Below are 20,675 nucleotides of genomic sequence, written 5' to 3'. Positions count from 1 at the left end.
ACTGAGTATTTTAGGTTCAAAGTTTTCATCCAGTTGTTGATTGGCAAATACCGCATCAACCGTAGTTACGACACCATCCAAGTACATGCGTTTAGCAACCCAGCTAGATCTCAGTAAGGTTTCCATAATGGATGTTGGATCAGCCACGCCTGTGGTTTCAATGATGATGCGTTCGTAGCGTGGTATGTCACCATTGTTTCTTCCCATCCAGAGATTCTTCAAGGTAGGTAGCAGTGTTCCCTGAATCTCACAACAGACACAACCACCATTGAGTAAGGCAATGGGTACGTCAATCTTTTCAAGGAGTTGATGGTCAATGCCGACGCTGCCAAACTCGTTCATCACCACGGCGGTGAGAGGCTGAGTTTGTGATCGTCCTTCCCAGAAGGATGGCAGGAGCAGATTGTTGAGTAAGGTGGTTTTACCACTACCTAAAAAACCAGTGAGAACAGTAACCGGTATGCGGGTTTCTTCAGTTTTACCTACTGCAGCAGGTGTGTGGGTCGGCATATCAATTAGTATTTCGAGGTTTGTTAAAAGTTAGTTTATTCATGGTCATGATTGCAATTTTCACAGATGCATTTCATTTCTAATTGAGGACTGATTAGATGAAAGCCTGCGCTTTCTACATTGCTTTGAAGTTGTTCGATCGTTGATTGTTCAATATTGATTTCATCAACCCGTTGGCACTTTTCGCAGATTAAAAACTGGGTGACTTCATGACCGTGAGAGCAAGTGATATGTGAGCAGGCAACATATTTATTGTTTGAATCTAATTTATGAACGAGGTGCTCTTCTTCCAAAAAATCCAGAATCCGGTAGACCGACATGGCGGGCATCGTTTTGCCAGATTCATCCTTACATTGGTCGACGAGCTCGTAAGCGGACAGTGCTTTGTCTGCTTGCAATAAACCAGACAAGACTTGTTTACGTTTGCTGGTTAGGCGGACACCGTGCGCTTTGCAGTTGTGTTCGGCCTGTTTGATATTTTCGATAATGCTCTTCATAGTCATACCAATTAAGTTGATATGATATATTGTATCATTGTGTGTTAGATATCAATATCTACCTGCAATGAATATCCTTCTAATCACTCAATATACAAGTATCCCAATACGGCGTACCATCAAACCGCTGCACTAAAAAGTCCACAAACACTCGCACCCGTTGAGATAAATGACGGGTCTGAGGGTAAATGGCATAAGCATCAATATTCAAACTAGTGCATGGACTAAACAAAGGTAGCAACTCACCACGTTCAATGTGTTGGTGTACAATAAATGTGGGCAAGTAGGTAATGCCTTGGCCGCTGACTGCTGCATCCCTCAAAAACTCCCCAGAGCTGGCGACGAGTGTTGGTTGTACGGTGATTTGTTGAGGCTTGCCATTTGCATTGGTCAAGGTCCAGACTTTGAAGTCATCGACTAGGTTATAGGCAAGGCATTGGTGGTCGGGTAAGTCTTCAATCGTTTGCGGTGTGCCATGTTGTTTCAGGTAATCAGGACTGGCGCATAAAACATGTGAAATCGAGGTTAGGCGTCGGGCGATAAAGCTTGAGTCTGGTAATTTAGCAATGCGGATAGCCAGATCAAATCCCTCTTGCATGATGTCTACCTGACGGTCATTGAAATCTAAGTCGAACTCGATATTGGGATGCAGCTTGAGAAAATCATTGATGGCCGGGCCAATGTGCAGGGTTCCAAAGTTTGAGGGAAGTGCCACTTTAAGACGGCCAGCTAATACGCCATGTGCTTCTGAAACAGCTAGTTCTGCCTCTAATAAATCTTCCAATATGCGGACTGATTGTTGGTAGAAAGCTTGTCCGGTATCTGTGAGATTCATGCGACGGGTGGTCCGATGAAATAGCTCAACACCAAGGTGTGCTTCGAGTTCTTTTAAGCGACGACTGACTGCAGATTTTGCCACGCCTAAACGATCCGCCGCTTTGCTGATATTGCCGGACTCCACCACGCGAATGAATATTCTCATATTCTCAAAACGATCCATGCTGCCACCTTATTGTTGCGAAAATCAGAATAATCAATTCATTTTAGCTTACTTTATCCAATTCGTCGCAACACGCATAATCTTCAACATAGTCAATTAAATCATATTTAGTTTAGGAGTCAGTGATGGCAAGAGGAACATGGAAAGTGAAAAAGGGTGATTTTGTGCGTGAGGACTCCGGTTTTCGCAATTGGATAACTCCTGATGGCAGCCCCGGACCGAGTGGTCAGGGTGGCTTTGCAGCGGAAAAAGATCGCTACCATTTGTATGTGTCATACGCTTGCCCATGGGCGCATCGGGCGCTAATTGTGCGTGCACTTAAGGGCTTGGAAGATGTGATTACGGTGTCGGTGGTTCATCCTATTATGCCGAAAGAGAGTTGGTTGTTTGGTGACTATCTCGGCTCAACAGTGGATCATGTGAATGGCGCGCACTACCTTGCTGAGAACTACCAGAAAGTTGATCCTGACTTCGATGGATTAGTGACGGTGCCTTTGCTGTGGGACAAGAAACAGCAGACTATCGTCAACAATGAATCGTCTGAAATTATCCGCATGTTCAACTCAGCGTTTAATGAATTTTCCTCTGATAAAGCACTGGATCTTTACCCTGAAGCCTTGCGTGACGAAATCGATGCAGTCAACGAACCGATATACGAAAACCTAAATAATGGCGTCTATCGATGTGGTTTTGCTACCACGCAGGATGCTTACAACCAGGCGTATGAGCGTTTGTTTGAGACTATGGACGATGTCGAGTCGCGACTATCAAGCAACCGTTACTTGTTAGGCAATCAAATCACTGAAGCGGACTGGAGATTGTTTGTGACGCTGGTGCGTTTTGATGCGGTCTACTACAACCACTTTAAAACCAACAAAAGACGCTTGGTTGATTATCCGAATTTATGGGCATATACGCGGGAGCTGTATCAAATTCCACGTGTGGCTGAGACGGTCAATATGGACCACATCAAAACACATTATTTTGGGAGTCATGCGTCGATCAACCCAACAGGCATTGTGCCCAATGGGCCTGTGATCGACTTTATGACTCCACATGGTCGCGATAAATTTTTTTAGACAACAAAAAGGGGCTACAAAAGTAGCCCCTCTAAATCTACAACAGTGATCTGCTAATCAAGCCCCAATCACACCGCCATCATCCTTAGTGATTGCAATCACTGAAGAACGTGGGACAGAGTCACCGCCTTCCGGAAAGTGTGAAGGCTTGCCTTTTTCACCCGGATGCTGAATACCAACAAACATTGTCTTACCATCTTCAGACCATGCTGCACCTGTTACTTCACAAGCAACCGGGCCGACCATAAAGCGGCGAATTTCACCGGTTTCAGGGTCACCACACAACATCTGGTTATTACCCTGACCAGCAAAATTTTCCTTGCTGCTGTAGTTACCGTCAGTTTGAATCCAAAGGCGACCCGCTTTATCAAAGATAATACCGTCAGGTGAGTTAAACATGTTATCTGGCGTTACGTTTGCAGAACCCTTACGAATGTCCTGATGTACCGCTGGGTTACCTGCTAATACATACAAGTCCCAATCAAACGTCGCTGCAGCGTGATCTTCATCCGCTGGCGTCCAACGAACGATTTGGCCATATAGGTTACCCGCGCGAGGGTTTGGTCCTCCAACTGGTGTTTCATCACCGCCAGCGTTTGGCTTCTTGCCACGGTTTTTGTTATTGGTTAGAGCGCAATAAGCTTCAACCTTTGTTGGGTTAGCAGCAACCCACTCAGGACGATCCATTGTTGTTGCACCAACGACGCTACCAGCCATACGAGCAAAGATCAGCACTTCTGCCTGTGACTTGAAACCAGCTTCTTCAGTCAGACCGTTTTTGCCATGAGTCAGCTCGATCCACTCACCTTTACCTGCAAGCTCATCGTTCGCTTCGCCAAACTTAGCAACGTATAACGTACCTTCGTTTAGTAGCTTGTCGTTGTTAGCGTTGTCGCCTTCAACAAACTTGCCATCTGACACGTAACGGTACAAGAACTCACCACGCTCATCGTCACCCAGATAAACCACAACGCGGCCATCTTTAGCAACTACAACTTCAGCATTCTCGTGCTTGAAACGACCCAGAGCAGTGCGCTTCTTAGGGGTAGAAGTTGGATCCATTGGATCGATTTCTACGATGTAACCTGCACGGTTAGGCTCATTAGGGTGCTTGCTGATGTCAAAACGCTCATCAAACTTGAACCAGTTGTAACCCCAGTCCTTGTTACCAACTCCGTAGCGCTTCTTCTGAGCGCCGCCGTCGAAGTTCTCGTCAGTCGAAGCGAAGTAACCGTTGAAGTTTTCTTCACAGGCAAGGTACGTGCCCCAAGGTGTGCGACCGTTACCGCAGTTATTCCACGTGCCGAGTGATTTAGTTCCGCTTGCATCTGCGGCCGTTTTTAGTAGATCATCACCCGCTGCCGGGCCAGTAATTTCCATTGGAGAGTCAGCAGTGATACGACGGTTTAGTTTAGCGTCAACCTGAAGCGTCCACTTGCCATCTACAAGTTTTACTTCAAATACACTCACACCGTGACCAGCTTTACCTTTGCGCACATCATCCGCTGTTTCGATACCATTTGGAGAAATAATGTCGCGGTTTACATACTCGTTATTGACAACGAATACACCGTGATCATCAGACATTTGGAAGAATGACATGCCGTCATTATTATCGCCAAACGCTAGCTCCTGACTTTCACCCGTGCCGCGAGTTTTGTGGTCAAAAGGTACGCCCTTTGAGAATAGTGGCTCACCCCAGGAGATCAGCGTTTTCCAGCTGTAGCCCTTTGGTAGTGTGATGGTGTCAGCGCCAGACATTGGGATATTGTCAAAGCCCATGACTTTGCTCATCGCTTTTGCCTGAGCAGTCTGTGGGATACCAGTGCTTGCAACGAATGCAGAAACACCAAATGCAGCACTTAAGCCAAGGAAGCCGCGGCGTGTAATCGCACGATCAACAATATTGTTAAATTCAGATTTTTCTTCACGTGGAAAATTCACGTCATCAAATTCGTTAAAGTCACTCATGTCTTATCTCCTTCATAGATTACACGAGGGTATCAGTGCATTGTTACGGCTTTGTTACAGTCGTGAAAAAGTGAAGTAGGCGATGTAATTTTTCTTTGTAAATAAAAGTTAATGAGAATCGTTTGCATTTCAGGTGGTTCCATGACTATAATCATTCCACATTTCAGCGGTTTGCTCTGCCAGTGCTCCCGTGTAGTGATAAGTGCATGCCTATGATGAAAATAATCGTGCATGTAACGCTGAAATGTCCTCAACCGAGCCAGCATCTCTCTCTTTCACTCATATCGCTGATGCAAGCCAGGTTTATTTCCAATCAAGTTAAGGAGTTGGTAATGACCTTTTATATTGATGCATGGCTGGATCGGCCGCAGCCTTTTGTTCAGGTAAAAAACAAAAACAATCAGCAGATAGTCGCAAGCTTTGAGGGTAATGAGCTTTCCAGAGCCTTAGAGTACGGAGATATTTGTTTAAGCGATTTTAGTGACCCCAGAGTTGAAACCCAGATGGAGTTGGTAAAATCACTGTTACTACTCAGGTGTTGTGAAGATATCAGCAAAGAGATTACTGAGATTTATGGTGCAGCAATGACATCATCGCTCAGAGGGGGTAACAGAAACAGACTTGGTGATTATTAGTTAGTGTGCAGGCTGCGTATATGGCACAACCTTGGCATTTTTAATTTGATATCCCGCTTTGGCAAGGTCGGTATCAATCTCGTCTACTTCAATTTCGCCAACCACCCAAACTGGTCGGTAGATATCATTAAGCGATACACTTTTGCCCTCAGCAGGTTCTACCATCACCGTTTGATGTGCCGGTGGTGGTGGCGAGTGAATACAGCTGCCGTAGTAAGGCACGAGTAGGAAGTCACCGACTAAATCGCCATTGGTATCCAGCGGTGCAACAAAGCCGGGAATCCGCACTTTTTTACCGTCGAGTGATTGGTTTGCGCCTGCGCTGTTAAATTCACCCATCACCTTTTTATAAAGCACGCGCTCTTCCGGCGAACCTTCTTCAGTTGCCTGAATCTCTGCTTGGTACTTAGCCATGATTTGCTCAGGTTTAAAGCCTTCAGGAAGCAAGTCGTTCCAGTCCATATCCGTAAAGCCATCTTCGGGGTTCGCTTTACCGGCAGCATCCATCTTTGAGCCGACGATTTCACTGACCGCCGTTCCAAGTGCTGGTGCGGCGGCTTGCTCAGCGTTAACTTCCGGTATTTTTACAGGAGCGCTGCCACTGCTATCGCTAGCCGTTTGCTTTGCAGCAGTGTCGCTGCTTTGTGTGTCATCCGAGCCACCACAGGCTGCTAATAAAAAGCAGGGGAGTAGCAGGGTGGCGATGTATCGATGTGTCATGTGTGTGACCTAAATTTTAACGGTTAAGCCGTCTTGTAAGGTGCGGCGATAAGCAATTAATGCCGGTAATGTACTAAAGATTACCGCAGCAATGGTGATTAAAACGATGAGCTTTGCATCATCCCAGCCAGGTAGCCATGTTCTCAGGTGCAGACCATATTCGGCGGTTACCCAAGGTTGTGCGAGTAAAACGCCGATAAATACCATCAGACAACCAAGTAAGCACCCTAACACTGCAATTAGAAACGCTTCCAACAAAAACAGCAAAAATATTTGCCAGGGATATGCCCCGACGGCACGTAATATTGCCATTTCTCTGCGGCGCTCATTGAGCGTCGACAGTAATGTTGTCAGCATACCTAATAAACCAGCAACTAATACAAAAATCGTAATGATTCGTAATACGACTTCGAACTGCCCAATGGATTGCCAAAGCTCGGATAATGCGACGCCCGGTACTACCGCTAATAAAGGTTCTTGTCGGTAGTCGTTGATTTCTCGCTGTAAGCGGAAGGTGGCTGAGCGACTTTTTAGTCCTACTAAGAAGGCAGTGATGACTTCGGGTTGCAAGTTCATCTTAGCGGCTTTTTCGGCTGAGATTTCAAAACCTGCTACAGGCGCACCTGCTTGCCAATCGATATGAATGGCTTCGATGCCCTCTAGCGTTACGTGCACAGTGCGGTCTATGGGAGTGCCGGTGGGCTTTAAAATGCCTACCACTGTAAATGGTTTGTTCTTGTGCTCGGAAAAACTGGTTGCGCCTGCGCCGTGGGAGAGGGTGATTTTACGATCCAGCGTGTAGCCTAGTGTTTTGGCTACTTCAGACCCCAATACCGCCTCGTACACACTGCCAAAAGGTTTGCCGTGTTCAAAGGCCAATAGCCGTTTGTCGGCATAGCGATAATGTTTGAAGTAATCCTGATTCGTCCCTAGTACCCGATAGCCGAGGTGGGAATCACCTAGTGATAGTGTAATTGTCCAGTCCACGCGCTTGTTATCCGCAATCGTTTGGTAGGTATCCCAGCCTATATTATTGGTGGCGTTACCAATGCGGAAGACACTGTAGAGTAGTAATTGAACCGGGCCACTGCGGGCGCCAACCACCAGATCCGTTCCTGAGATAGTGCTCAGAAAACTACTCTTCGCCTCTTTACGAATATACTCCACGCCCAGTAGCAAGCTCACGCTAATGGCAATAGAAATTAAAGTGAGGATAACGCTGATGCGTCGGTTCCACAGGCTGCGCCAAGTCAGTTTGAGAAGAATCATAAGGCTTTGTTAATCTCGCTTAGCTCAATGACACGTGGAAAGTGTTCGGCGATATGTGGATCATGGCTGACAAAGATAATAGTGCTTTTTTGAGCTTCGGCTTTACTGAATAATAACTCGATAAAGCGGTCACGAGTGCCGGTATCCAAGGCTGAAGTTGGCTCGTCTGCGATGATTATCTCGGGTTGGCCAATCAGCGCTCGCGCTACCGCCACGCGTTGTTGTTGACCCACACTCAGAGACGTCACCATGCTATTTCTCAAGCTTTCATCAAGTTGCAGATGATCTAATAACTGGATTGCAGATTGTTCAGTATCACCACTTTTATCACGCCTACGTGCCGAAAAATGACAGGGCAGGGTGACGTTTTCGGTGGCTGATAAATAGGGTAGGAGATTAAACTGTTGGAAGATCACACCCATGTGATCAGCGCGAAACCGATCCCGTTTCATCGATGACGCATGATGAAAGTCGTGCTCTAACAGGCGGATATGTCCGTCACTGGGTGTCAAAATACCCGCCAGTAGATTTAACAGTGTCGTCTTACCACTTCCACTTTCGCCACGCAAAAATACGTGCTCTCCCTGAGCGATGTTCAGCTCAGGGATGTGCAGGATATCTTTGCTCTGGCCTTGCCAGCGATAGCGAAGTTGGTCGAGTTCGACAATGTTCATTGCGATAGCAAGACCATACCGTCAGCTGATAAGTCAACGTTGCCAGCTTTGTCAGCACTTATCCAGTCAACACTGATGGTTTCAAAACCTTTCGGGAATGTTGAGAATAAACGGATATCAACGCGCTTTATTTCGCTCGGTTTTTCACATTTGAAATTCCAGGTCACATCAACATCGTTATGGGTACTGCCTGATTCATGGTCATCGTGATCAGCATGTTCTTCATGCTTGCCATGATCATGGTCTTCATCACCATGCTTTTCGTGATCGTGTGCTTTAACTTGAGCAGACTCTACTTCAACAGAGGACTGTGTGCATACAGCTGCTGCCGTCGCATAGAAGATCTCATTGCCCTTTTTCAGGGTTTCAACCGCGCTGTGAATGGTGTGGTGATCTTCGCCAGTTGATGCGAGATGCTCAAAACCAAACAGGTTTGCTGCTGGTGACTCTAAACCAATCTCTAAGCCATCATCGGTGGTTGCAATTGTTAAACGTGCTACGCCGTGCTCATGTGCATCGTGCTGTGTGTGCTCAGAATGACTGGCCGCCATCGCTGCGTTACATAGCAGTAAAGAGGACACGATTGACGTTGTCAGGGATTTCTTAATCAAGCTCGCAGATAATCTCATAATAATTTTATGTTGTTAGAAGGTGAGTCGATTATAATTTAATGCAACAATGTTGCAAGTTTGTCTATATCAGCCGTTTGCATCGCGATTACAAGTAACACATTGACCTTGCAGGCAAAGGTCCGCTTCCTCAAGTTGATACTCTTTTGGGAGGTTATGCATCGGGGCCGCCTGAACATCTTCCAGACAGTAAATCTGCTGGCACTTTTTACAGTGGAAGTGCGCGTGAGGTTCCATATCAGGTTGCGCAACAGCACTGAAATACCACGAACGATTCACACTAGCGATGCGGTGCGCCACACCTTGCTCAACCAACCAGTCTAGTGTGCGATAAAGCGTTACACGGTCAATCGACAAGTCACGTTGCTTGGCGACTTCTTCGATATTGTGATGATTTAATGCGGTAGGTGCAGACAGTAGTATATTGAGTACGCTCTCACGAGCACGCGTGCTACGACCAGGGGCTTGGTCGAGTAATTGGCTGACAGTGCGGTTAATTTCTTCAGGGGTCATCGTCATTATTTAATCGATAAGTCTGGATAAACTGTAACATAGTTGCACTTTACATGCAGAGCGTGTCGGACGAATTACAATTTCTTCACCGAATTCCGCTGGATAATCCGCGCGGGTAGCAGCTGAAGATTGGTCGAGACAAGGAAGACCCACGTGATGTTGCTGAAGCATGGGTTGAGGAAAATAAAGAAACGGTTGATGCCTGGATAAAATAAAGATCCGGACTTGAGTGTAAGGAAAGTAGGGGGCTGACTGGCCCCCTTCTTCATTTCAGAATCCTTATTCGTAGCTGCTCACCGCGTCATAGCAATCAGTAGGTTTGCAGCTAAGCAGTCATGGCCTTTTCGTAAAGTGCTAACACGCCTTCAGCATTAACCCCCATACACACACTACTGTCCGTAATATTATCCCAATGTCGCTCACGATATTTGTAATTCGTGCGTTTCAAAATGGTTTGCCCTTTCGCCACACCTTCAGTTGCTACCCGAACCGGCCCGTTTAGTACGGTGAATAAGCTGGGGTCAATGGCATAGGCAATCGCCGATGCATCATGTACATAGCAGCCTTCAGCACCCCGGTGGGCTTTATAAAAGTCCGCATAAAAGCGTCCGGCATTATATAAAAACTGCCCGCACATTGGATTGTTGTCGCGGACGCGTTCCTGCAAAGCATCCATCATTAGCGTTTTGTGAGTGACATCCAATCCAATCATATGCACATGCCAGTCCGCACTGAATACTTTGTCTGCCGCATGTGGGTCGCAGAAAATATTCGCCTCAGCAATCGGTGACACATTGCCGCTTTCTAAGATGGTGCCGCCCATAATCACAACCTTGTTCACCAACTGAGCGATCTTTGGCTCAATATGCAACGCCAACGCCAAATTGATTAGCGGGCCGATCGCAATCAGGGTAATGTCGTGAGGATTTTCCAGCACAGTTTTGACAATAAACTGTGCGGCTGAAAGATCAATAGCCTCGCCTTTTGGCGCAGGCAAATTCACATTACCAAAGCCATCCGCACCGTGGACAAAGTCAGGATAATCCAATAAAGCCTGCACCCAAGGCGATGATGCACCACGAGCTACCGGAATATCTTTGCCACTCATTTCTACCAGGCGTAAAGCATTTTGAGTGGCCATATCAACCGAGACATTACCGAAAGTCGTGGTCAGGCCTAGTAGTTCCAGTTCCGGTGAAGCCATTGCAAAAAAGATGGCCATTGCATCATCAATACCCGGATCGGTATCGATTATTATTTTTTCAGGCATTAATAACCTCAGAGTGTTCGTCGTTTATGAGTTGTGTGATGTGCGGGATGCTATCGGAAGCTCCCAGCGTTTGTACCGTAATGGCAGCAGCGCGATTCGCCATTTCCAATGCTTCTTTAATGGACTCACCCACTACTAATTGCTGAATGAAATAGCCAATAAAGGTATCACCTGCAGCGGTTGTATCAACCACATCGACTACCTCAGCGGGGATCGCCAGTGTTTGTTCTGTGTCTTTATAAAGCACGCCTTGTTTACCCAGCGTTAACACAATTTTCAGGTGTGGGTAGCGTTGATGGAGTTGTTCCAGTAAGGCTTTGGGTTGCTCTGCGTTTAGTCCGGAGTCATTCACCAGACCTTCTGCTTCGATTTCATTTACGATTAAATAATCAACGCACTCCATCGGTAAGTTGAGAACATCGTTAGTCATGGGGGCAGGGTTGAAGGCGACAGTCATTTCCTGGTCCTTGGCTAGCCGGAGCGCATCTTCAGTGAGGTTGCATTCGTTTTGCAGCAATAACCAATCGCCGGGTTGAGCATTATCGAAATATTCCGTTAGACTGAGCTTTGAAAAGCCATGATTTGCGCCACCAAATAATAAGATGGAATTTTCACCGACATCGCTGACCTGAATAATGGCATGGCCTGTAGGTTCATCAACGTGTTGAAGGCAGTAAACTCCAACGCCGTTTTTTTGCAGCTTGCGACAAATCCATTCATCGTGATAGCTGATTCTACCGATGTGTTGCACCATCACACCCGCACGAGCCAGCGCAATTGACTGATTTGCTCCTTTGCCACCCAACATCATTTGGTACCTCTCACTGGCAAGGGTTTCACCAGGACGTACAAAGTGGGGGATGCGGTAAATATGGTCGATATTGATTGAGCCGAAGTTAAAGACTTTCATGTGACCTCCTTGTGGCGCATTTGTTAAAAAAATATCTTATCATGGTACTACGCATTAAACGCCTACGGGGGCACAGAATTTATGCAAGTAACAACGGTCGACTGCCGCGCGGATGACGCGGCCCAACAGTTTACAGCATCGCTACGGGGAACCGGCTTCGCTATTTTAAAAAATCACCCAATTGACTCATCGTTAGTTGAGCAAGTGTATGCCGATTGGGCGCGATTTTTTGCTAACCCTAACAAGCGTGACTTCTTGTTTGATCCGGATGATCAGGATGGATTTTTTCCTTATCTGAGTGAGAATGCTAAGGATCATGCGCAAAAGGATCTGAAAGAATTCTTTCACTACTACCCTTGGGGAAAGTGTCCGGATTATTTACGGGCAGATACGGATCGTTTGTACGGTCAGCTGCGCGCGCTGGCGTCTATTCTGCTCAATTGGGTAGAAGATAACTCACCGGAGCAGGTACGCAACGCTTACTCGATGAACCTGAGCGATATGATTAATGAAAGTCCGGGCACCTTGATGCGGATTCTGAATTATCCGGCACTGCAGGGTAGCGAACAACCCAATGCTATTCGGGCCGCGGCACACGAAGACATTAATCTACTGACTTGCTTGGTCGCCAGTACCGAGCCGGGGCTTCAGGTTCAAGATGTTAAAGGGAATTGGCATGATGTGGATTGTGATCCCGGTAATATTGCGGTGAATGTAGGGGATATGCTGGAGATGTGTTCCGGTAATTACTTCCCGTCCACCACACACCGCGTGGTGAATCCTGTGGGGGCTGATAGCAAAAAAGCCCGTATGTCGATTCCGCTGTTTTTGCATCCTCGTGCCGATGTTGTTTTGTCAGAAAAGCATACTGCCGGCAGTTATTTGACAGAGCGTTTGCAGGAGCTTGGGCTTAAATAATGCTCACTTGATTCGCCCTGACTCACGGTATAGAGTCAGGCGATATAGAGGGGCGTTGAACCATAACACTAATAGGAAAAATGAATGAGTAAGAAACAGCAGCAGCGCGAAATACGTGAACAAAAGCAGGCCGCCGCAGAGCGTAAAGCCGGCATGATGAAGATTGTATATATGGCTATTGGTGCCATTGTTCTGGCCGCTATTTTAATCGCGGTATTGCGTGGTGTTGTACAGCCTGCCGCGAGTGTGGATGAGGTTGTTGCATCGGATCACGTGAAAGGTAATCCGGATGCACCACTGACGATTGTGAAATACTCCGACTTTCAGTGTCCTGCCTGTGCCACACAATATCGTTCAATTAAAGAAGTATGGGCACCGATTAAGTCGAGCATACGCTTTGTGTACCGCCACTTCCCGCTGACGAATATTCACCCTCATGCTTTGACTGCGGCTTACTACACGGAGGCTGCAGCTTTACAAGGTAAATTCTGGGAGATGCATGACCTGATGTTTGATAATCAGAGTCGCTGGACAGGTGTTAAAGAGATTGAACCGGTGTTTGATGGCTATGTTAAACAGCTAGGCTTGGATGCTGAAAAATTCGCAGCGGATCTGAAGTCTTCTGCTGTGAAAGAAAAGGTGGCGGCGGATATGCAAAGTGCTAAGAAAGCGCAGGCTGCTTCCACACCATCGATGTATTTGAACGGTAAGTTGATGACAGGTGTGCGTGAAGCGGAGGCTTTGAAGGCAGCAATTCGCGAAGCTAAGAGTGGCTCATAACGAATAACATCAGGTACCCGACAGAGTTAATGGGCTGTGTTGTTTCATCCGCAGCGTTGCCAGATGTAGCAACACAAGCCTTCAGGAATTGATCTACCTCGATCAGTTACACCAAGCAATGAGCCATCAGTTGCTGATGACTTTATCGCCTTGTAGGTAGTAGACAGTATCATCAATGATTGCAGAGCGGTCATGCTGCCATTCTTGCGAGTAGTAATACATTGGGTCGTCACGACGACGCTCTGAATCAATATCCGCTAATGTTTGTATCTCACCAGTGTTGGTGTTGATGGATAAGCGATACAGGGTATCCTTGGTCCATTGGTAATACTGACTTGGTGAGTCGGGCATGTCGTCAAAAAACGGCGTATCATGAATCGTTAACGGTAAGGCTATTTCCAATATATCGCCCCGTAATAACGACGTTAAGGCATGATGTGTCTGTGAAGCGGCAGTATCAGAGCCGCGCTTACCCAGAATGATTTGTTGTTTTTCATAGGGTGCTGATGCATCGCTGATATCGATCAAAGAGAGTTTAACACCTTGTACCCAAGCGCCGCGTCCGTCGCCCATGACATCACTAGAGTTTTCAGTCTGGTTCGCAGCCACAGCATCTTTACCAATACCTAACAAGTAGTTCTCGCCGACCGGGTGTAAGTAGTCAGAATAACCATTAATTTCTAACTCACTGGCCATAAATGGATTTGCGGGGTCAGTCAGGTCCACAATATACAACGGATCAGTTGTTCTGAACGTGACCAAATACGCTTTGTCTGCGATAAACCGTGTCGCATAGATTTGCTCACCCGGTTTACCTAGTGGAGCAGGGTGAGTCTCATTTGGCAGGCTACCCAGAATGTCCAGACTGGCTGTTGCTGTATTTTCCCTGAGTGTGTAGAGCGTCGTCGGTGAACGATCACTGTCTGACTGATCCCCTGTATACGTGACAATACGCAGCACATCGTTGTGCTCACTCATACGAAACGGCTTTAGGTCTTGCTGCCAGCCCAAGTGCCCGCTGACACTGCCAGTCCCACGATAATTGGGCACTGCGCCATCCAATGAAAACTTATGCAGTTCGGTGCTGCTTTTGTCATCGTAGGCAACGTGAGTAGTAGCCAGATAGATCGCTTTAGCAGAGGCATAAATCGTCTCAGCATCACCCACATAGCACTGGCCACGTGGTGTGAGTGTGGCATCGTTTAAATCAACCGCGATTAAACCGATGATGCTGCTTTGCTGCTGTTTGGGGTGCTGATAATCACCGACAAAACAGTCCTCTACCGAAAACAAGGACTGCTCGCTACCACCGTTGATTTGATAGTGAGGCATCATCTCTGCCAGTGATTCTGCATTGATCAAATCACGATTCGTGTGCAGTGCTCGTTCGTCTTCCGGGTATTCCGTCAAACCATCAATAGAGGGGGTGTGGCGCGTAGCCAGATAGAGTGTAGAACCTATGCGTCGACTGCTAATGAGTTGTCCATCCAACGTTAATTTACGCTGCAGTTCAGGCGCAGTGGGTACGGCGACATCAAGGCTAAAGACTTCTGTTTTTCGGTCAGCCCAGTGGGAGGGCGTAAACCAGTTATCCCATAGCGGGAAATTTTGCGGGCTATCACCAGATAGCGCGATCAGTTGATTCGCATTGCTGCGAAGGTATAAACCGCTGAGCTTTGCATCATTGAGCGTATCTACAGGATAAGTCGCCAGCGCAGGTGCACCGGGTTGCGCACTGAAAATGTTGATCTCAGGCGCATTGATTGAACTGGTAAATATCACATCGCCATTCGTTTTAAGACGGTCTGCTTCGTCAACATCACTTTCTTGTGTATTTGTCGTAGAAAACGTTTGCGCAGTACCACTCACTGAGGCCTCGGCAGAATCAGCACTTGCCAGCATATAGACTGGTCTATGCACTTCAGTTGCATAATTATTGACAAGTGACGCTTTCAAGTAACGTTCTAATTCATCATTTGAACTGGCACGTTCAATTGTCAGAGAACCTGTGCTCTGTGATAAGGGTTGCTGATCGTCACAGCCACCCCCACATGAATACAGAGTCAGGCTTGTGAGCAATAGCACTATAATTTTTATTGTTGTTTCCATGCTGTGCCTTTAAAAGTGGTTTTCAGTTCCCCTTTTAATGAATTTAATTGGTAGGTTATGGCTTAATAAGCTCTGTATTCGTTGTGATTGAATCAATCTATTAATACTTGCTGAGTTGAAATAAAAAGGAATTACGTTCAACTATTCGGACAAACTGTCGAAATTAAAACGGTTTTACTAAAAATCTATCAACGGGAAAAGTTCACCAGCATTTTATAAGGGTACAATCAGCCGCTTTATTAAGTAATATGCGCGCTTCAACCCATGCTGATGCCACTATGAAAAATTCGCTCTCACGTGCTACCAGTCAACATCGCTCTCGGTATGCCAGACTGTCGCTGTTTTATTTCTGCTATTTTGCCGTTATCGGTGTATTTATTCCTTATTGGACGGTCTACCTTCACGATGTGAAAGGCTTTTCAGCGGCAGAAATCGGTGAACTGATGGCAGTTTATATGCTGACGAAGGTCGCCGCGCCATTGGTGTGGGACTGGGCGACCGATTTTAGCGACAGCCGTATCCGCATGATTCGTTTGGCCTGTTTACTCACAACGGTTTGCTTCGCTTTTACCTATGTGGAGACCAGCTATTGGAGCATGATGTTGATCATCATTGGCTATGGCTCGTTCTGGAACGCAGCACTCCCGCAAATGGAAGCACTGACTCTTAATCACTTGGGGGATCGTGCCAACCGTTATAGCCAAATCCGTTTGTGGGGCTCTATAAGCTTTATCTTGGTCGTTGTGTTATTGCCGTTTGTGATTGAAGCCAGCGGCGTCGAGCGCATCTTAGATGCGATGTTAATATTGTTTGTGCTGATGACAATTTCCTCTCTCTTTGTACCCAACGATGAGACTCCGGACACTAAGGTAGTGGACACCAGTCGCTTAATGGATGTACTGCGCAAACCAGCGGTTTGGGTGTTTTTACTGGCCTGTATGGCGCAAATTTCTAGTCATGGGGCTTACTATGCGTTCTTTAGTATTTATCTTGATACGCATGGTTACTCGCGTGTGTTTACCGGTTGGATGTGGGCCCTGGGCGTAGCCGGTGAAGTCCTGATATTTATCGTGATGTATCGGTTAATACAGGCGTTTGGTGCCGCGCGATTATTTGTATTGTCATTGATGCTGGCAGCGATGCGTTGGATTATGCTCGGTGCCGCAGTCGATTATCTGTTAATACTCATCATTTCACAGATATTGCATGCTGCGACTTTTGGGTTATTTCATGCCTCTGCGATTCACTTGGTACATCAATATTTCCCACGAAAATTACAAGGCAGGGGACAAGCTTTGTATGCAGGACTTAGTTCGGGTTTGGGTGGTGCGATTGGTGGTCTGTTAGCTGGTTACGGTTGGGATAGCGTTGGGAATGAAATGACGTTTTATATCTCGGCAGCTGTTGTTGCTATAGCGGCAGGCATCGCTTGGGTGTTTGTGCGTGAGTCTGCCTAAACCCGCCAACAGTGATGCCTGGCACCTGAAGAGAAAGCTGAATTAATCAATACACAAAGTGCCTTCCGACTTGCCATCTTTGGCGCGAGTTCTACAGCTAAAAAAGGCAAGACCACCGGCAGCAGTCTTGCCTCTCAACTCACTTCATCGAACTCAGCCCAAACAAATTCCCTTCCGTATCCATACAAATACTCACCCAGCCAAACTCACCAATCGACATTTTAGGCTGAATCACCTTGCCGCCAGCATCACTCACACGTGACTCCTCAGTAGTACAATCTTCGGTGCCAAAATAGACGATAGTGCCACCAGTAACCGGCCCCGAACCTTCTCTTTTAACCAGTGCGCCACCGGCTCCATAATTCGCCATGTCCGTTGGAAACGCCTTCATAATCACGCTGCTATCCGTAGGGTCACCCAAATCTTCCAGTGTTTGCTCAAAAACAGTTTGGTAAAAATTCGCTGCTCTGTCCATGTCGTTTACATAGATATCAAACCATCCGACTGCATTCTGTTTCATGATCATTTTTCCTGTTTTGTGTTTAAGTGCTGACGATATTAATCCGCTTTAAACCGCAGGTATTGTATAAATCAGACATCGAATTTTCGGAAGTATTCCACGGGTGTGTAGCCGGTGATTTTGCGGAAGGAATGAATGAAATGCGATTGGTCGGTATAGGCGTCGAGGTAGTGTTGCTTGAAGGATTGTTGCAGTCGCAATACTTTCAGAAAGTCGTGCGGGGAAAATCCGGTTTCCTTTTTTAGATTGCGTTGCAGTTGGCGCGATGACAGTTGCGTGATCTCGGCCATATCTGCCACGCTATTAATCGCGTCCAGATTAGCCAGAATGTTAGCGATGACGGTGTTGAGTGCGACGAGTTTACGCTCGATGAGCTCGGCGACTAATTCTGAAAATACAGGCTGCTTGGCGTCGAAGTCTAAGGGAAGCAATTTGTTGCTAGTTGCGACCAGTGGCAAGTCACCGAGGTAGGGTGTGCCCACATAGCTATCGGCGGTTTCATCCTGATTGCCTTGCCACACGCCAGGGAAAAACTGAATGCCGACGTAGTGAAAATCTTTCCCTAAGTTTAGGACTTCATAAGTGGTACGCAGCGCAGTAATACCTGCAATTTCAGTGTCTTGTTGATTCAGTAACACATTGACGCAGGCGTCTGGTACGGCATGCAGACAAAAATCCTCCGTCAGAATGCTTTCAGTCTTTAGCTCCCAAAAACTATGAACCAAATCAGCAAACTCGCTCGGTGGTTTAGCCTCTTTATAGCTGACAGACTGTACTTCTTTTGCGATACCATCGTGTATTGGGTCGTACATAGTCGCCTTATAATAATCAGATTCACTGTTCCCTCAAGATTGAGCGTACCATATTGACACATGAGGGGTGTTTCAAGCATTTTCATCATGGCAAGCCATTTCTATAGACGAATCTAAAATCAATGAACCTAATTAATGACCCCAAGAGGTTGATCATGAGTCACGAAACTAGTTACCCCATCGGCACTAAAGGCATCAAATGGGGCGATAATGAAAAGCAGCAATGGCTGGCAGCGCAAAGCAAACAGCGCGACTTTTTTAGTGATGTATTGCCACAAATCCAGACGCTGGCCATGGGGGATGTTTTTGAGCTGGAGACCTATGGTGAGTTGAATTACCTGCAGACTTACCCCCTGCATGCGCTTAAAACCAAACATTGGCAGCAGGATAAACCAAGCGTACTCATTACGGGTGGCGTGCATGGGTATGAAACCAGTGGTGTGCAAGGGGCGCTACGGTTTGCACGTCTTACCGCTGCCGACTATCAGGCGCGGTTTAATCTGGTCATTATTCCCTGCGTCAGTCCTTGGGGTTATGAAACGATCAACCGTTGGAACCCTAAAGCGCTTGATCCTAATCGTTCCTTTTTTGAGGGAAGTGGTTGTGAGGAGTCTGAGTTGCTGATGGCCTATCTCAAGCAATACCCCGATGGCTTTTGGGTGCACTTTGATTTACACGAAACCACTGACAGCGACAGTAGCGAGTTCCGTCCGGCACTGGCTGCACGTGATGCTATTGAGATAGATCATGATATGACGCCGGATGGTTTTTATACGGTGGGTGATTCAGAGAATCCACAATTTGACTTTCAAAAAGCTGTGATCGATGCGGTGCGTCAGGTCACACCGATTACGCAGGCTGATGAGGCGGGTGAGATTATTGGCTGTCCCATCACTCAGGAGGGCGTGATTAATTACCCGATGACTAAGCTGAGTCTCTGCGGCGGCCTGACAAATGCGCAGTACTCCACAACTACTGAGGTGTATCCTGATAATCCGGATATCACCGCAGATGAGTGCAATAGGGCGCAGGTGGCGGCGGTTTGTGGTGGTTTGGATTACTTGATTAGGGGTGTTACGCTGTAACTTGTTCTTAATAATGGTGTGCCCCAAGTTATGAGTAAAGAGCTACAGCCACTTGAAAACCAGTTTGTCACTGACGTAAAGGCGCTCATTCAGCAAGCTAAACAACGAGTTGCGGTTTCGGTCAACAGTGAGCTGACGTTACTTTACTGGCGGGTAGGGCAGCGAATTAATCAAGAGTTGTTGTGCGGCAAGCGGGCTGGTTATGGTAAGCGGGTCATCGTGAATTTGTCCAAAGTACTTAAAGTGCAATTTGGCAGAGGTTGGAGCCAAAGAAATCTTGAGCAAATGGTTAAGTTTGCTGAAATCTTTCCTGACTTCGAAATTGCGCAGACACTGTCTGCGCAATTGAGCTGGAGTCATTTTGTTCTTCTATGTGGTGTGGATGATCCCATCAAACGAGATTTTTACACGACCATGGCTATTCAGGAGCGTTGGTCAACTCGAACCCTCGATGAGCGTATTGGTGCATTGCTTTTTGAGCGTACAGCAATCTCGAAAAAACCAGATGAAACCATCGTCGCGGAACTGACCCAATTGCGTGACTCCGGGCAATACAACCAAGACCTACTGCTTAAAGATCCTTATGTGCTCGACTTTCTAGAGCTTAACGACCGATATTTAGAGAAAGATTTAGAAGATGCCATTCTTCGGGATATTGAGCAGTTTCTATTGGAGTTGGGTGCAGGGTTTACGTTTGTTGCGAGGCAAAAGCGAATTCAGATTGATAATGATGATTTCTATATTGATCTGCTGTTCTATAACCGTAAGCTCAAGCGCCTTGTTGCTATCGATCTGAAGATGGAGAAATTCAAACACAGCCATAAAAGTCAGATGGAGCTGTATCTAAATTGGCTTAAGAGATATGAAACTGAAGCAGGTGAAAACCCTCCATTGGGAATCATTCTGTGCACCAGTAAAAAGAAAGAACAAATAGAGTTACTGGAAATGGAGGGTAGCGATATTCATGTTGCGGAGTATTTGACTCGTCTTGTATCCATTGAGTTGCTAGAGGAACGGCTGCATCAGTCTATCGCTAAAGCTAAGCAGCGTTTGGATTATCATGATTAGTGTCTATCTGAATAGTTGTCGTAGTTTTTGACATAACAGAGTCTTTTGGTCATGGCTTCGGTAAATGGAAAACCTTCATGCGCATGTCGATAGAAGCTATGTTTAGAATATTTTTTGAATTTCTAAGTGGTTGATATGTAATGGCTAATTAATAATAACTGCACTTGGGTTCATGATAGGTTGATGAGTTATTGTTAGTTTTGGACTATGAGCAAAGCGTAATCCAAAGCAGGTTAGATGGTGCGGTAG

Annotated in this window: 21 protein-coding genes; 7 read left to right on the top strand and 14 right to left on the bottom strand. The window is 46.5% G+C overall.

Annotation, left to right across the window (positions count from 1 at the left end):
* From DKW60_RS20225 to DKW60_RS20215, 3 genes are all read right to left on the bottom strand, one after another.
* On the bottom strand, positions 1–510 hold a 510-nt coding region (locus DKW60_RS20225; RefSeq protein ID WP_146203532.1), incomplete at its 3' end, for a CobW family GTP-binding protein.
* A gap of 35 nt (positions 511–545) precedes the next feature.
* Complete coding sequence (locus DKW60_RS20220; RefSeq protein ID WP_109839478.1) at positions 546–1,007, bottom strand: Fur family transcriptional regulator; 462 nt, start codon at positions 1,005–1,007, stop codon at positions 546–548.
* Positions 1,008–1,086: 79 nt separating this feature from the next.
* Positions 1,087–2,007 (bottom strand): LysR family transcriptional regulator, encoded by a 921-nt coding sequence (locus DKW60_RS20215; protein WP_109839477.1) that lies wholly within the window; start codon positions 2,005–2,007, stop codon positions 1,087–1,089.
* Between the two features lie 125 nt (positions 2,008–2,132).
* Between DKW60_RS20215 and DKW60_RS20210 the strand changes: the two genes are divergently transcribed.
* Positions 2,133–3,086 carry a glutathione S-transferase family protein gene (locus tag DKW60_RS20210; protein WP_109839476.1) on the top strand — a complete coding sequence of 318 codons (954 nt, stop codon included), beginning with the start codon at positions 2,133–2,135 and terminating at the stop codon, positions 3,084–3,086.
* 57 nt (positions 3,087–3,143) lie between these two features.
* Here DKW60_RS20210 and DKW60_RS20205 read toward each other — a convergent pair whose 3' ends face one another.
* Positions 3,144–5,057, bottom strand: coding sequence for a PhoX family protein (locus DKW60_RS20205; RefSeq protein WP_109839475.1), 1,914 nt, complete (start codon positions 5,055–5,057; stop codon positions 3,144–3,146).
* Positions 5,058–5,389: 332 nt separating this feature from the next.
* On the opposite strand from DKW60_RS20205, the gene DKW60_RS20200 reads away from it, so the two are divergent.
* Positions 5,390–5,692 (top strand): hypothetical protein, encoded by a 303-nt coding sequence (locus tag DKW60_RS20200; protein ID WP_109839474.1) that lies wholly within the window; start codon positions 5,390–5,392, stop codon positions 5,690–5,692.
* Here the strand turns inward: DKW60_RS20200 and DKW60_RS20195 are convergent, their stop codons facing one another.
* The 7 genes from DKW60_RS20195 to DKW60_RS20165 form a co-directional block, all read right to left on the bottom strand.
* Positions 5,693–6,412: a DUF3299 domain-containing protein gene (locus DKW60_RS20195; protein WP_109839473.1), complete on the bottom strand. Its 720-nt coding sequence runs from the start codon at positions 6,410–6,412 to the stop codon at positions 5,693–5,695. It lies immediately after the preceding gene.
* 9 nt (positions 6,413–6,421) lie between these two features.
* Complete coding sequence (locus DKW60_RS20190; protein WP_109839472.1) at positions 6,422–7,681, bottom strand: ABC transporter permease; 1,260 nt, start codon at positions 7,679–7,681, stop codon at positions 6,422–6,424.
* On the bottom strand, positions 7,678–8,355 hold the full coding sequence (locus DKW60_RS20185; RefSeq protein WP_109839471.1) for an ABC transporter ATP-binding protein: 678 nt from the start codon (positions 8,353–8,355) through the stop codon (positions 7,678–7,680). The genes DKW60_RS20190 and DKW60_RS20185 overlap by 4 nt, the downstream gene beginning before the upstream one ends.
* On the bottom strand, positions 8,352–8,984 hold the full coding sequence (locus DKW60_RS20180) for a DUF2796 domain-containing protein (RefSeq protein ID WP_109839470.1): 633 nt from the start codon (positions 8,982–8,984) through the stop codon (positions 8,352–8,354). Before DKW60_RS20180 ends, DKW60_RS20185 begins: the two co-directional genes overlap by 4 nt.
* Positions 8,985–9,053: 69 nt before the next feature.
* Positions 9,054–9,503 carry a Fur family transcriptional regulator gene (locus tag DKW60_RS20175; protein WP_109839469.1) on the bottom strand — a complete coding sequence of 150 codons (450 nt, stop codon included), beginning with the start codon at positions 9,501–9,503 and terminating at the stop codon, positions 9,054–9,056.
* Between the two features lie 319 nt (positions 9,504–9,822).
* On the bottom strand, positions 9,823–10,767 hold the full coding sequence (locus DKW60_RS20170; RefSeq protein ID WP_109839468.1) for a nucleoside hydrolase: 945 nt from the start codon (positions 10,765–10,767) through the stop codon (positions 9,823–9,825).
* A complete protein-coding gene (locus tag DKW60_RS20165) occupies positions 10,760–11,677 on the bottom strand; it encodes a ribokinase (RefSeq protein WP_109839467.1) in 918 nt (305 codons plus the stop codon). Before DKW60_RS20165 ends, DKW60_RS20170 begins: the two co-directional genes overlap by 8 nt.
* Before the next feature lie 81 nt (positions 11,678–11,758).
* Between DKW60_RS20165 and DKW60_RS20160 the strand changes: the two genes are divergently transcribed.
* The gene (locus DKW60_RS20160) at positions 11,759–12,595 is read left to right on the top strand and encodes a 2OG-Fe(II) oxygenase family protein (protein ID WP_109839466.1); all 837 of its coding nucleotides are present in this window, start codon (positions 11,759–11,761) and stop codon (positions 12,593–12,595) included.
* A gap of 84 nt (positions 12,596–12,679) precedes the next feature.
* Positions 12,680–13,375, top strand: a complete 696-nt coding sequence (locus DKW60_RS20155) for a DsbA family protein (RefSeq protein WP_109839465.1) — start codon at positions 12,680–12,682, stop codon at positions 13,373–13,375.
* A gap of 126 nt (positions 13,376–13,501) precedes the next feature.
* Here the strand turns inward: DKW60_RS20155 and DKW60_RS20150 are convergent, their stop codons facing one another.
* On the bottom strand, positions 13,502–15,484 hold the full coding sequence (locus DKW60_RS20150; protein ID WP_109839464.1) for a beta-propeller domain-containing protein: 1,983 nt from the start codon (positions 15,482–15,484) through the stop codon (positions 13,502–13,504).
* Positions 15,485–15,762: 278 nt separating this feature from the next.
* On the opposite strand from DKW60_RS20150, the gene DKW60_RS20145 reads away from it, so the two are divergent.
* Positions 15,763–16,941 carry an MFS transporter gene (locus DKW60_RS20145; RefSeq protein WP_109839483.1) on the top strand — a complete coding sequence of 393 codons (1,179 nt, stop codon included), beginning with the start codon at positions 15,763–15,765 and terminating at the stop codon, positions 16,939–16,941.
* A gap of 139 nt (positions 16,942–17,080) precedes the next feature.
* On the opposite strand, the gene DKW60_RS20140 is transcribed toward DKW60_RS20145, so the two are convergent.
* Both DKW60_RS20140 and DKW60_RS20135 read right to left on the bottom strand, forming a co-directional pair.
* Positions 17,081–17,461: a VOC family protein gene (locus tag DKW60_RS20140; protein ID WP_181389814.1), complete on the bottom strand. Its 381-nt coding sequence runs from the start codon at positions 17,459–17,461 to the stop codon at positions 17,081–17,083.
* Positions 17,462–17,532: 71 nt separating this feature from the next.
* Positions 17,533–18,273, bottom strand: a complete 741-nt coding sequence (locus DKW60_RS20135) for a helix-turn-helix domain-containing protein (RefSeq protein WP_109839463.1) — start codon at positions 18,271–18,273, stop codon at positions 17,533–17,535.
* Positions 18,274–18,428: 155 nt separating this feature from the next.
* On the opposite strand from DKW60_RS20135, the gene DKW60_RS20130 reads away from it, so the two are divergent.
* On the top strand, positions 18,429–19,358 hold the full coding sequence (locus tag DKW60_RS20130) for a M14 family metallopeptidase (RefSeq protein WP_109839462.1): 930 nt from the start codon (positions 18,429–18,431) through the stop codon (positions 19,356–19,358).
* A gap of 30 nt (positions 19,359–19,388) precedes the next feature.
* Positions 19,389–20,426: a PDDEXK nuclease domain-containing protein gene (locus DKW60_RS20125; protein ID WP_109839461.1), complete on the top strand. Its 1,038-nt coding sequence runs from the start codon at positions 19,389–19,391 to the stop codon at positions 20,424–20,426.
* The last annotated feature ends 249 nt before the right edge of the window (positions 20,427–20,675 follow it).

This window comes from Leucothrix pacifica (genome assembly GCF_003172875.1).
GTDB lineage: Bacteria > Pseudomonadota > Gammaproteobacteria > Thiotrichales > Thiotrichaceae > Leucothrix > Leucothrix pacifica.
Note: the sequence above shows the minus strand (reverse complement) of the source record. Positions and strands in the feature narration are given on the sequence as shown.